General features: G+C 62.8%; 11 protein-coding genes. All 11 read left to right on the top strand.

Annotated features, from left to right (window positions below; all coding sequences use genetic code 11):
- The first annotated feature begins 28 nt into the window (after positions 1-28).
- Positions 29-1162: a benzylmalonyl-CoA dehydrogenase gene (iaaF, locus tag H261_RS14045; protein WP_008618703.1), complete on the top strand. Its 1134-nt coding sequence runs from the start codon at positions 29-31 to the stop codon at positions 1160-1162.
- A complete protein-coding gene (locus tag H261_RS14040) occupies positions 1159-1560 on the top strand; it encodes a cobalamin B12-binding domain-containing protein (RefSeq protein ID WP_008618702.1) in 402 nt (133 codons plus the stop codon). Before iaaF ends, H261_RS14040 begins: the two co-directional genes overlap by 4 nt.
- Complete coding sequence (locus tag H261_RS14035) at positions 1557-3164, top strand: acyl-CoA mutase large subunit family protein (protein WP_008618701.1); 1608 nt, start codon at positions 1557-1559, stop codon at positions 3162-3164. The genes H261_RS14040 and H261_RS14035 overlap by 4 nt, the downstream gene beginning before the upstream one ends.
- Before the next feature lie 121 nt (positions 3165-3285).
- On the top strand, positions 3286-4152 hold the full coding sequence (locus H261_RS14030; RefSeq protein ID WP_008618700.1) for an FAD binding domain-containing protein: 867 nt from the start codon (positions 3286-3288) through the stop codon (positions 4150-4152).
- Positions 4133-4624: a (2Fe-2S)-binding protein gene (locus tag H261_RS14025; protein ID WP_008618682.1), complete on the top strand. Its 492-nt coding sequence runs from the start codon at positions 4133-4135 to the stop codon at positions 4622-4624. The genes H261_RS14030 and H261_RS14025 overlap by 20 nt, the downstream gene beginning before the upstream one ends.
- A 51-nt stretch (positions 4625-4675) precedes the next feature.
- Positions 4676-7024 carry a xanthine dehydrogenase family protein molybdopterin-binding subunit gene (locus H261_RS14020; RefSeq protein WP_008618681.1) on the top strand — a complete coding sequence of 783 codons (2349 nt, stop codon included), beginning with the start codon at positions 4676-4678 and terminating at the stop codon, positions 7022-7024.
- A 20-nt stretch (positions 7025-7044) separates the two neighbouring features.
- Complete coding sequence (locus H261_RS14015) at positions 7045-7296, top strand: MoaD/ThiS family protein (RefSeq protein WP_008618680.1); 252 nt, start codon at positions 7045-7047, stop codon at positions 7294-7296.
- A gap of 146 nt (positions 7297-7442) precedes the next feature.
- Positions 7443-8639: a CaiB/BaiF CoA transferase family protein gene (locus H261_RS14010; protein ID WP_008618679.1), complete on the top strand. Its 1197-nt coding sequence runs from the start codon at positions 7443-7445 to the stop codon at positions 8637-8639.
- Positions 8636-9826 carry a CaiB/BaiF CoA transferase family protein gene (locus tag H261_RS14005; protein WP_008618678.1) on the top strand — a complete coding sequence of 397 codons (1191 nt, stop codon included), beginning with the start codon at positions 8636-8638 and terminating at the stop codon, positions 9824-9826. Before H261_RS14010 ends, H261_RS14005 begins: the two co-directional genes overlap by 4 nt.
- Before the next feature lie 14 nt (positions 9827-9840).
- Entirely contained in the window at positions 9841-10668 is an 828-nt protein-coding gene (locus tag H261_RS14000) for an SDR family NAD(P)-dependent oxidoreductase (protein ID WP_008618677.1), read from the top strand.
- 112 nt (positions 10669-10780) lie between these two features.
- Positions 10781-12235: an NADH:flavin oxidoreductase gene (locus tag H261_RS13995; protein ID WP_008618676.1), complete on the top strand. Its 1455-nt coding sequence runs from the start codon at positions 10781-10783 to the stop codon at positions 12233-12235.
- Positions 12236-12254 lie beyond the last annotated feature (19 nt).

Here is a 12254-nt window from a genome sequence, read left to right as displayed (position 1 = left end):
CACCCCTCGCGAAGAAGGTGACGTGACCATGGATTTCGAACTCAACGAAGAACAACGCTCGATCCAGGAGACGTTCGCGCGTTTCTGCGATCGGGAAGTGGCTCCCCAGGCGGAAGCCCTCGACGAGGCTCACGCCTATCCCAGGGCGCTGATTGGACGGTTGGCCGAACTCGGCTTCTTCGGCATGCGCTATTCCGAGGATGTCGGAGGTCTGAACCTGGACCTGTCTTCGTTCTGCCTGGCCTTGGAGGAGATCGCCCGCGGCTCCTTGTCGGTGGGCGGTGCCGCCGCCATGCAGGCGCTGATGGGGACGAACTTTCTCTATCTCCTGGGCAACGACGACATCAGGACCCGGTTGCTGATCCCGGCGCTGAAGGGCGAGAAGATCGGCGCCATCTGCATGACCGAGCCCAATGCCGGCTCGGATCTGGCCGGCATCGCCACCGTGGCGGAGAGGGTGGACGGCGGCTACCGCCTGCGGGGCCAGAAGACGTGGATCACGGCGGCCCCGGTCGCCGATTTCTTCACCGTCTTCGCCCGGGCCGGCGAGGAGCGGAAGCTGACCATCTTCCTGGTGGAGAAGGGCACCCCTGGCCTGGTCGTCGGCCGGTCCATCGAGAAGATGGGGGTGTGGGCGCTGCCCACCTCCGAGGTCGCCTTTGATGACGTCTTCGTGCCCGACAGCCACCGCCTGTCCAAGGAGGAGGGCGACGGCGAGCAGCATCTGCGCAAGGTTCTGGCCGAGATTCGCATCATCACCGGCGCCATGGCCATCGGCGTCGCCAAGGCCGCCCTGGCCGAGGCCGTGCGGTATGCCGGCGAGCGCAAACAGTTCGGCAAGCCGATCAACCGGTTCCAGGCCATTCAGCTCAAGCTGGCGGAAATGGCCACCGAGTTGGAAGCTGCGGTTCATCTCGTCCGCTATGCCGCCTGGAGTAAGGATGCCGGCAAGCCGGTGCACCAGCTGTCGGCCATGGCGAAGCTGTTCGCCACCGAGACGGCCTACAAGGTCACCGACCAAGCCGCACGGGTGCTGGCCTCCTACGGCTTCGCCATGGAATACCCGGTGCAGCGCTATCTTCGCGACATCCGCTTCACCCTGATCGGGGGCGGCACCAGCGAAATCCTGAAACTCATCATCGCCAAGGAGCTGTCGGCATGACCCAATCCGACCGCAAGATCCGTGTTCTTATCGCAAAGCCCGGCCTCGATGGCCACGATCATGGTGCCAAGGTGGTCGTCCGCGCCCTGGTGGATGCCGGTTTCGAAGTCATCTACACCGGCCTGCGCCAGACCCCCGAGATGGTCTGCGCCGCCGCCGTCGAGGAAGGGGTCGATGTGATCGGCCTGTCCAGCATGGCGGGCTCGCACCTGCCGTTCTGCCGCAAGCTTGCCGTTCTGATGAAGGATAACGGCCTCAAGGACAAACTGTGGATTATCGGCGGCAACCTGCCCGCCCCGGATCACGCCGTGTTACGCGAGATCGGCCTGCACGGCATCTTCCCGACCGGCGCTAAGTTCGCCGATATCGCCAGCTTCATCCGGGAGAATGTGCGATGACCGCTGAAAAGCCTAGCCTGCGCCGGGTCATTAACGAGTCTGGCATCGAGATCAAGCCGCTCTATACCCAGGACGACGTCATCGCCTCGGGTGGAACCGAGATGATCGGTTTGCCGGGCGAGTATCCGTTCACCCGCGGAATTCATCCCACGATGTACCGCAAGCAGCCGTGGACCATGCGGCAATACGCCGGTTTCGGCAATCCGCAGGATACCAATAATCGTTTCAAGTTCCTGATCGACAATGGCCAGACCGGCCTGAATGTCGCCTTTGACCTGCCCAGCCAGATCGGTCTCGATTCGGATGATCCGGCCGCCGAGGGCGAGGTCGGGCGTGTCGGCATGTCGGTCGATACCTTGGCCGACATGGAGATCGCCTTCGCCGGTATCGACCTGGAAAAGATCACCGTGTCACTGACCATCAATGGGTCGGCCACCGTGATGATCGCCATGTATCTGGCGATGGCCGAAAAGCGCGGCTACGACATTTCCAAGCTGCGCGGCACCGCCCAGAACGACATTCTCAAGGAATTCATCGGGCGCGGCACCTGGATCTTCCCGGTCGATGCCTCCATCAAGCTGGTGGCCGACACCGTCGAGTATTGCGCCAAACACGCCCCGAAATACTCGCCGGTCAGTGTTTGCGGCTATCACATCCGGGATTCGGGTGCCGATCCGGTGCAGGAGATGGCCTACGCCTTCAACATCGCCTGCGCCTATATCGACAGCGCCCTGGCCAGGGGGCTGGACATCGACGAGTTCGCCGGCCGGCTGTCGTTCAACTTCAACATCTTCGGCAATCTGTTCGAGCAGGTGGCCAAGTTCCGCGCCGCCCGCGGCTTGTGGGCCAAGATCGTGAAGGAGCGCTACCACCCCAAGAAGCCATCCTCCATGGGCCTGCGCATGATCGCCGGCGGCGGCGGCGGCGGCCTGACCTTCGAGCAGCCGGAAAACAACATCGTTCGCACCGCCTATTACGCGCTGATCAGCGCCCTGTCGGGCACCCAGACCATGGCGCTGTGCTCGTATGACGAGGCCTACACTATCCCGACCGAGTATTCGGCCCGCATCTCCTTGCGGACGATGCAGATCCTGATCGAGGAGATGGGCTTGGCCGATACGGTCGATCCTCTGGCCGGTTCCTATTACGTCGAAACCCTCACCAATCAGATGCGCCAGAAAATGGTGGAGGCGATGGACGACGTCGATGCCCGTGGCGGCATCGTGAAGCTCGTGGCCGAGGGGTGGATTCAGGCGCAGGTATCCTCGCAGGCCTACAACATGGCCAAGAAGCTCGAATCCGGCGAATTCCGCAAGGTCGGCTTCAATTGCTACCGGGTCGAGGAGGAAGAAAAGCAGGTCGAATTCCATCCCTACGATGAGAGTGATGCCCGCCGCCAGATCGACTCCCTGAACGCGGTGCGGGCCCGTCGGGACAAGGCGCAGGTGGATGCGGCCCTGGCCCGCATCGAGGCCGATGCCCGCGCCGAGGTCAACGTCATGCCCGCGATCATGGAGGCGGTCAAGACCTACGCCACGGTCGGTGAAATCACCAAGACGCTGGTGAATGTTTACGGCCGTTACCGCGAACCGATCAGGTTCTGATCGACATGAACGGCAACTCCACGAATCACCTCGACCCCGGCGGGCCGGCACACGCGAGCGGTGCTCAGCGTTTCGGCCATTCACATCGGCATTGCCGCCACGTTGCAATCGGAGGGGAAACATGCAGGAGATAACCACCTACCTGGCGCCTCGCCGCCTGGACGAGGCATTGCGGGCGACGGCGGACGGCGATGCCACTGTGTTCTGCGGCGGCACCGACCTCGCGCCACAGACTGAGTCCGGCGTGCGCCAATACAAGGCGAAACTGCTGAGCCTTCGTCGCATCGAAGAATTGGGGGGCATTGAGGCCGAGGGTCACGAGATCCGCATCGGTGCCACGACGACCATCAGCGAAATCCGCCGTAGCTCAGCGCTCGCAGAAATCGCGCCGGTTCTGGTCGAGGCGACGGAGCACTTCGCCAGCGAACAGATCCGCAATGCGGCATCGGTGGGCGGTAACCTCTGCAACGCCTCACCTGCCGGCGATATGAGCCCGCCCCTGCTGGTCCTGGGCGCTGCGGTCGAACTTGCCTGCTGGCGTGAGGGGGCCGTGCGGACGCGGCGGATACCGCTGGAAGAATTCTTCCTCGGTCCCGGCAAGACCGCCAAGCTTCCGGAGGAACTGCTGACCGCCGTTGTGTTCGAGCGGCCTGTGGTCGATTTCGTCGGCAGGTTCCGCAAGTCAGGTCCGCGTCCCGCGCTGGAGATCTCAACCGTTTCGGTAGCCTTTGGCGCTCGTATCGCCAACGGCCTGCTGCGCGGTGTTCGGGTGGCCATGGGGGCGGTTGCGCCCACCCCCTTGCGCGCCCGCCACGTGGAGGCTGCGCTGGAAGGCAAGCCGCTCGACGCCGCGACCATCGCCGCGGCCGTGGCGGCGACGACGGAGGACGCCAAACCTATCGATGACGTACGTGCCAGTGCCTGGTATCGCAGCCATCTTATTCAAGTTTTCGTTGAGGAGGTGCTCAATGATGTCCGTCGAAACTGAAATCAACTTCAAGCTCAATGGCCGCGAAGTCAGCCTTAGGGTGCCGGCTACAATGAAGGCGTTGGCCATGCTGCGCGATAGGCTGGGCTTGACCGGAACCAAGTACGCCTGCGGCGAGGGCGAGTGCGGCGCCTGCACCATCAATGTGGACGGCAAGACCGTCAACAGCTGCCTGATGTACGCCGTGGATTGCGATGGACGTGAGGTCGTGACCGTCGAGGGGCTGCGCACGCCGGAAGGCCTGCACCCGGTGCAGCAGGCCTTCGTCGACCACGGCGCCATTCAGTGTGGTTTCTGCACGCCCGGCATGATCATGCAGGCCCAGCACTTGCTCGAGAACAATCCTACGCTCACCCGTGAGGAGGCGAAACGGGGCCTCGAAGGCAATATCTGCCGCTGCACAGGCTATACCAAGGTGCTGGACGCGGTGGAGGCCGTGGCCGACAAGAACGGGCGCTGTAGCCACGGCTGAGCGCGCGTCATCCCCAAACTGGAATTGCATATTCTCGAGTGGAGCCCTGCCATGGAAAAGACCACCACCGCCTCACTCACGGCGAAGAAGACCATGATTGGCCAGCGCCTCAATAAGCCCGACGCCCCGGACAAGGCGACTGGCAAGACGCGCTACATCAACGACATGGTGTTGCCGCAGATGCTGATCGGCAAGGTATTGTTCGCCGGTCGGCCTCACGCCAGGATCGCGCGCCTCGACACCACGGCGGCGGAGAAACTGCCCGGCGTTCACGCGGTGCTGACCGGCAAGGACGTCGCCGGTCTGAAGTTCGGCTTCGTGCGCGACAACGTCCCGCTTAAGGATAAGGTGCGCTGCGAACACGATGAGATCGCCGCCGTCGCAGCCGAGACGGAAGAGATTGCCCAGCGTGCGCTCGAACTCATCGAAGTCGAGTACGAGGACCTGCCCGGCGTGTTCACCCCCGAAGACGGCGCCAGGGAGGGGGCACCGCAGATCCACGACAACTTTCCCGGCAACAAGAGCCTTCATTTCGAGTTCAAGGACGGCGATCTTGCCGAGGCCGAGGCAGCCTCCGACTTCGTCGTCGACAACGTGTTCCGCCCGCACCATGTGACCCACTGCTGCATGGGCACTTCCTGCGCCATCGCCGACTTCGACCATAACGGCAAGCTGACGATCTGGACGCAGACCCAATACCCATACAACTATAAGATGGATCTTGCTCCGGCGCTGGGCATTCATCCCGGCAACATCCGGGTCATCCAGCCGCCCGTGGGTGGCGCTTTCGGCTCCAAGCTCGACGTCTACCCCTACGAGCCGATCGCCGCGCTGCTGGCGAAGAAAACCGCCCGGCCGGTCAAGGTCATGTATTCGCGCGAGGAGGAGTTCAAGGCCTCGCCGACGCGCCAGTCGGCGATCATCCACATGCGCACCGGCTGCACCCGCGACGGCACCCTCACCTTCCGCACCGCCGACGTGCTGATGGACAACGGCGCTTACACCTCGTGGGGGCCGACTATCCCGGTCGTCATGATGCGCACCGTCTCTGGTCATTATCGGGTGCCCGTGGTCGACTTCAAGGCACAGGCGATCTACACCAACAACCCATACGCAGGCTCCTTCCGCGGCTACGGCAACGTGCAGGCCGCCTGGGCTACCGCGCAGCAGATGGACATGCTGGCCGATCTGGTGGATATCGATCCCCTCGAATTCCACCTGAAGAACGCGCAGAAGTCGGGCGAAGTCACGCCGCAGAAATCCATCCTGAACGAGTGCGTTTTCGTGGAGTGCCTGGAAACCGCAGCGGCAGCAAGCGACTACGGCCGCAAGCGCAAGGAGTACGCCGCCGAGCGGAACAAGCCCGGTCGCTACAAGAAGGGTATCGGCCTCGCCTCTTCCATCCACAACGCCGGCGGAGCCAAGATCCACAAGTCGGACGGCATCGGCACCATTCTGAAGGTGGACGATTATGCCCGGGTCACAGTGATCACCGGCGCCTCCGAGATCGGGCAAGGCATCGACGTGGTCATCATGATGATCGTCGCCGAAGAACTGGGCGTGCCGCCCGAGCACGTCACCATCGTCAATAACGATTCCGACATCGCTCCGTGGGACGTCGGCGTGCACGCTTCGCGCACCACCTTCATCGCCGGCAACGGGACGCGCCGTGCCGCACAGAAGGCCAGGGCGCAGATACTGAACGCCGCCGCACGGGCACTTGGCGAACTGGCTGAGGATCTGGACCTGCGTGACGGCTCGGTCGTTCGCAACCGCGACGGTGCTCCGCTCCTCAAGCTCGAGCGTCTGATGCGGCAGATGCACTTCCAGCCCGAGCCCGAGCTGGTGATGGTCACCGACTACTACGAACCGAACAGCGAGCCCGAGGGGGCCAAGTACAGCTCTAATTCCTCGGCCGCCTACTCCCACGCCGTGCACATCGCCGAGATCACCGTCGATACGCTGACCGGCGAGATCAAGGTGGACAAGGTCACGGTGGCACAGGACGTCGGCAGGGTCATCAATCGCATGGGGCTCGAAGGCCAGATCGAGGGCGGTATCGCCATCGGCCTGGGCTATGCCCTGAGTGAAGACATGCGGATCGAGAAAGGCATGCTGAAGAATCCATGCTTCCGCGATTACAAGCTCATCACGGCGCCGGAGATACCTACGTTCGACCTGCACTTCATCGAGAGTTATTGCGTCGAAGGTCCCTATGGCGCCAAGGGCATCTCCGAACTGCCGACCATCGTCATTGCGCCGGCCATTGCCAACGCGCTGTACAACGCGACCGGAGTCCGGATCTTCAATCCTCCCATGTCACCGGAAAAGGTTGCCCGCGCCATCCACGAAAGGCGAGTGCAGGCAACGTCTCCCGATGGCGGAGTCATTCCTTCATAGTTTTGATGGATTGAGCTCAGATGAAACTTATGTATTTTGCCTGGATTCGAGACTGCATGGGCTGCGACTCTGAAGACATCGTCTTGCCGGAAGATGTCAAAAATGTGGGGATGCTGCTCGACTGGCTTCCGACCAAGGGCGAACGATTCATCCTGGCGTCAGAGTACATCGACATCGTCATAGTCTCGGTCAATCTCCACTACGCTGATCGCGACTATCCTGTGTGTGACGAGGACGAAGTCTGTCTGGCTCCCCCGATTGGGGGGGGCTGAGGAGGGCATCATGACGATCCCATCCGTATTCACCAGGAAACTTGGTTGGAGGCCCGCATGAACATCGTTCTCGCCCATTGCGTGACACCCTTCCGGGCGTGCCCGACCGGGCATCGCTTTCATGACATCGACAACGGTATGACAGCATGAAACCTCGGACCATCATTTCGCTCGAACAGGCGCTGTCGTTGCCCTATGCGACGCTGCGCTTCGCCCACCTGGGTTGGCGGGTGATCCGGATCGAGGCCTTCACCGCCGAGGACGGGGGGCTGCAAGGCGACCCCAACCGCTATGTCGGCTCGATGGTCGCGGACAGCGATCGCCGGTCGTATTTCATCGCCCCCAATGTGGGGAAGGAATCTGTCGCGCTCAACCTGAAGCAGAAAGAGGGCCGGGACGTCCTGCACCGGCTGATCAAGTCCCTGGACGCCGATGTCTTCTGCTGCAACACCCTGCCGTCGCGGTACAAGGGGCTGGGGATCGACTATCCGACCCTGAAGGACATCAAGCCCGACATCATCTGGGCCGGGATATCGGCCATGGGGCCGGACTATCCCGGGGTGCCCGGCTATGATCCCGTGGTCCAGGCCATGGCGGGATACATGGATCTGACCGGATCGGCGGATGGTGCTCCGACCCTGATGGGCGTGCCGGTGGTCGATCTCAAGGCCGGCGACGAGGTCTATGCCGCCGTCTGCCTGGCCCTGGCCGAACGGGCCGAGACGGGTGAGGGCGCCGAGATCAATGTCTCCATGCTGCAAGCGGCGGCATCGTGGCAGCTTACGACCCTGCCGCTGCTGGACTTCGGGGCCCAGCCGGCGGAAATGTCCCGCAGCGGCAACGAGCATCGCAAATTCGTGCCGACCAACGCCTATCCCACCACGGACGGCTACGTCTTCGTCGCGATCGGCAACGACGGGCAATGGAAACGGCTGTGCGATCTTGCCCCCTTCGCCGGTTTGGCGCGCCCGGAACGCATGACCAACGAGGGCCGTGGGCGTGACCGCGAGGCCATCCAGGCCGAAATCTGGGCGCTGACCCGGACCCTCGGCACGTCGGAACTGGTCGAGATGCTGCGGCAGGCCACGGTGCCGCACGCACCCATTCTCACCATTCCGCAGGTGCAGGCACTGCCGGCGCTGGCCGACCGGCTGACCACCACCATCACCCCGGAGGGTAAGAGGGTGCGGCTGCAGCCGAAGGCCATCGACAGGCAGGGAGATGCGTTCCACTTCGCCTTTCCGCCAAGGTATGGGGAGCACACCGGTTCGGTTCTGGCCGATGCTGGCTATACCGCGGCCGACCAGGCATCCCTGCGGGCCTCCGCGATCATCCCGACATGAAACGGCGTACGATCATCTCGCTGGAGCAGGCATTGTCCCTGCCGCATGCCACCCTCCGCTTCGTTCATCGGGGGTGGCGGGTGATCAGGATCGAAGCCATGCCCTTCTCGACGGGTCTTCCCGGCGACCCCAACCGCTATATCGGCCGACGGGTGGCCGAGGACGACCGGCGGTCCTATTTCATCGCCCAGAATGTCGGCAAGGAATCCATCGCGCTCGACCTCAAATGTCCCGAAGGCCGGCGCGTGCTTGGCCAGCTGATCGCCGAACTGGATGCCGATGTCTTTTGCTGCAACATCCTGCCCAGGCGTTACGCCGATCTGGGCATCGATTACCAGACCTTGCGCGCGTTCAAGCCCGACCTGATCTGGGCGGGCATCTCGGCGATGGGGCCCGATTATCCCGACGTTCCCGGCTACGATCCGGCGATTCAGGCGCTGGCCGGCTTCATGGCGCTGACCGGTGAACACGACGGCCCGCCCATGTTGTCGGGCATTCCCCTGATCGACCTGAAAGCCGGTGACGAGGTCTACGCCTCGGTGATGGCGGCCTTGCTTGATCGTCACGAAACCGGTCAGGGGCGGGCGATTCATGTGTCCATGCTGCAAGCGGCTGCCTCCTGGCTGGTGACGACTTTGCCGCTCCTCAATTTCGAGCATGACCCGACGGAGGTCGGGCGCTGTGGCAATGAACATCGAAAGTTCATTCCCTCGAACGCCTATCCCACGGCGGACGGCTTGATCTACATGGCCATCGGCAACGATCTGCAATGGCGGCGTCTCACAGAGATCCCAAAGTTTGCTGGAATAGCGAACGAGCTGCGGCGCACCAACGAGGGGCGCCACATCGAGCGCGCCGCGATCAACCGGGATATCGCGGCCGTCACGGTCGGCCACGCCACGGCGGAACTGATGTCCGACCTGGGGGGCGCAACTATTCCCCATGCACAGATTCAAGATATCCGGCAGGTGGCCGAAATGCCGGCGGTGGCGTCGCGGTTGACGACCACCACCATGCCGGACGGCCGGGTCTTGCGCTTGCCGCCGGCTGCCGTCGATCTCGACGGCGGCAGTCATTTCGCCTTTGCCCCTCGATATGGAGAGAACACGCACTCCGTGTTGTCAGAGGCAAATTTCACCGCCGAGCAGCTTGAGGCCCTGGCCGCTGCCGGCGTCATTCCCGCATGAGAATTGGAGAAAACATGAGCAAGCTTCACGACAAGGTCGCCATCGTCAGCGGTTCCGGACGTGGAATCGGCCGCGCCATCGCGCTCAAGCTGGCTGGCGAAGGGGCCAAGGTGGTCCTGAACGATCTTGATGCCGATCCTGTCAACGAGACCGCCGCGTTGATCCGTCAGGCTGGTGGAAAGGCCGAGATCTGCATGGGCGATGTCACCGCGCCCGATTTCGGCACCCGTTTCGTGTCCACCGCGGTGGAGGCGTTCGGCGGTCTCGACATCATCGTCAACAATGCCGGCTATGCCTGGGACAGCGTCATCCAGAAGATGACCGACGAGCAGTGGTACGCGATGATCGATGTCCATGCCACGGCCCCGTTCCGGATTCTGCGCGCCGCCTCCGAATTCATCCGGGCCAATGCCAAGGCCGAGAAGGAGCAGGGACGCGTGGTCACCCGCAAGGTGGTCAACGTCTCCTCCATCGGCGGTGTCTGCGGGAACGCCGGACAGATGGGCTATGCCGCCGGCAAGACGGCCCTGATCGGCATGACGAAGACGCTGGCCAAGGAATGGGGCCGTTACAACGTGACCGTCAATTGCGTCGCGTTCGGCATGATTCAGACACGCATCACCAAGCCGATCGGGTCCGGGCAGGAGGTCGCGAATATCGGTGGCCGCGAAATTCGGATGGGACTTCAGCCGGAGATGATCGAGGCGTCGCTCAAGGCAATCCCGCTGGGGCGGGCCGGTGCACCGGAGGATGCGGCCGGAGCCGTCTACATGTTCTGCATTCCCGAATCCGATTACGTCAGCGGTGAGATCCTGCTGGCCGCAGGTGGCTTCGTGATGTGATGGAAGCCCGGCCGGGGTTCCGCTGTCGCCGAGACGACGGCGGGACCCGGTCAAAGAAATTCGCGCCGTCGGATTTGGACGGCCTTCCAGATATCTGCAAGAGGATCATGCGATGAAGCTGCTCGAACCCCTCGACATTAACGGCATGGTGCTGCCCAACCGGGTCATGGCCCCGGCCATGGTGACGCGGCTGGCCGATGAGGAAGGTTGGGTCACCCAGGAAATTAGTGATCGCTACGTCCGTTATGCTGAAGGCGGAGTCGGATTGATCGTGGTCGAGGCGATGGCGATCCATCACTCCAATTCTGGCCCCCTCCTGCGGATTTCCGATGACAAGTTCGTCCCCGGCCTTGCCGACATGGTCAGGCGGATTCACGACACATCGGACTCCATGGTCGTCCCCCAGATCATCCACTTTATGAAAATCTCGAAAAGTGGCTGGCGTCAGACGGTCGACATGCTGTCCGACGAGGATATCGAGGCGATCATCGGACAATTCGGCGACGCTGTGCGCCGCGCCCGCGAGGCCGGTTTCGATGGCGCCGAAATCCACTCGGCCCACGCCTACACGCTGGCATCCTTCATGTCCCGGCGCAACACCAGGACGGACCGATATGGCGGCGACTCCCTCGAAGGACGCCTGCATGTCATCGGTCGGGTGATGGAGGATGTGCGCAGGAAGGTCGGGCGCGACTTTCCCGTCGGTGTCCGGTTCCTCGCCGATGAATTCATCAAGGGGGGCAATACCGCCAGCGACACGAAACTCATCGCCCTTCGGCTCGCCCAGCTTGGCTTCGACTACCTGTCGCTGTCGGTCGGCGGCAAGCTGGAGGATGCGGAACACATCCCCGGACAGGTTCCGCACCCCTATACCGGATATTCCGGCGAAAGATGCATGCCCGGCAGCCTGTTTCCACCGGGTCTTCATGTTGATCTTGTTTCGGATATCAAGGCCTTCCTCATGGAGAAGGGGTACGATCTGCCGGTGGCCGCGGCCGGCAAGCTGTCGACGCCCGCCGTCGCCGAAAAGGCGCTGGTTGACGGCAAATGTGATTTCATCGGAATTGCCCGCGGTCTCCTCGCCGACCCGGATTGGGTGAAGAAGGTCCGCGCAGGCCGCGATGATCAGCTGATCGCCTGCGACTATTGCAATGTCTGCAAGGCGCTCGATGGCGCTCACAAGAAAGTGGTCTGCTTCCTGTGGCCCAAGGGAGAGATCCAGGCCCCGATGATCGATCCCAATGCCGGTGCCCTGTCGTGGGGCGAGGGCAGGGGCGGCCTGACCGTGACGCTCGACGGCGGAAAGGCGAAGTTGCGTTGGGATAAGGTGGAGGGAGCCGTCCGCTATGAAGTCTACCGTGCCGACGATGACGGCGCGGTTCAGATCGAGGACGCGCTCAAGATAACCAACTGGACCGACGGCAACATTCTTGGCGGCATCCGCTATCACTACTACGTGCGTGCGTGCGGCGCCTCCGGACAGGTCAGCCCACCGTCAAACAGCGTGGTGATCGAGCCGGCAATCCCCGTTTATCAGGCGGCCAGGGAATATTCTCAAACCGCCTGACGCCATATACAAGAAAGAG

Origin of the sequence: Paramagnetospirillum caucaseum (genome assembly GCF_000342045.1) — a bacterium.
In the GTDB taxonomy this organism is placed as follows: Bacteria; Pseudomonadota; Alphaproteobacteria; order Rhodospirillales; family Magnetospirillaceae; genus Phaeospirillum; species Phaeospirillum caucaseum.
Note: the sequence above shows the minus strand (reverse complement) of the source record. Positions and strands in the feature narration are given on the sequence as shown.

Coding starts and splice junctions, on each gene's coding strand:
- iaaF (WP_008618703.1), top strand. CDS start 29: ATGGATTTCGAACTCAACGAAGAACAACGCTCGATCCAGGAGACGTTC.
- H261_RS14040 (WP_008618702.1), top strand. CDS start 1,159: ATGACCCAATCCGACCGCAAGATCCGTGTTCTTATCGCAAAGCCCGGC.
- H261_RS14025 (WP_008618682.1), top strand. CDS start 4,133: ATGATGTCCGTCGAAACTGAAATCAACTTCAAGCTCAATGGCCGCGAA.
- H261_RS14035 (WP_008618701.1), top strand. CDS start 1,557: ATGACCGCTGAAAAGCCTAGCCTGCGCCGGGTCATTAACGAGTCTGGC.
- H261_RS14030 (WP_008618700.1), top strand. CDS start 3,286: ATGCAGGAGATAACCACCTACCTGGCGCCTCGCCGCCTGGACGAGGCA.
- H261_RS14000 (WP_008618677.1), top strand. CDS start 9,841: ATGAGCAAGCTTCACGACAAGGTCGCCATCGTCAGCGGTTCCGGACGT.
- H261_RS14020 (WP_008618681.1), top strand. CDS start 4,676: ATGGAAAAGACCACCACCGCCTCACTCACGGCGAAGAAGACCATGATT.
- H261_RS14005 (WP_008618678.1), top strand. CDS start 8,636: ATGAAACGGCGTACGATCATCTCGCTGGAGCAGGCATTGTCCCTGCCG.
- H261_RS14010 (WP_008618679.1), top strand. CDS start 7,443: ATGAAACCTCGGACCATCATTTCGCTCGAACAGGCGCTGTCGTTGCCC.
- H261_RS13995 (WP_008618676.1), top strand. CDS start 10,781: ATGAAGCTGCTCGAACCCCTCGACATTAACGGCATGGTGCTGCCCAAC.
- H261_RS14015 (WP_008618680.1), top strand. CDS start 7,045: ATGAAACTTATGTATTTTGCCTGGATTCGAGACTGCATGGGCTGCGAC.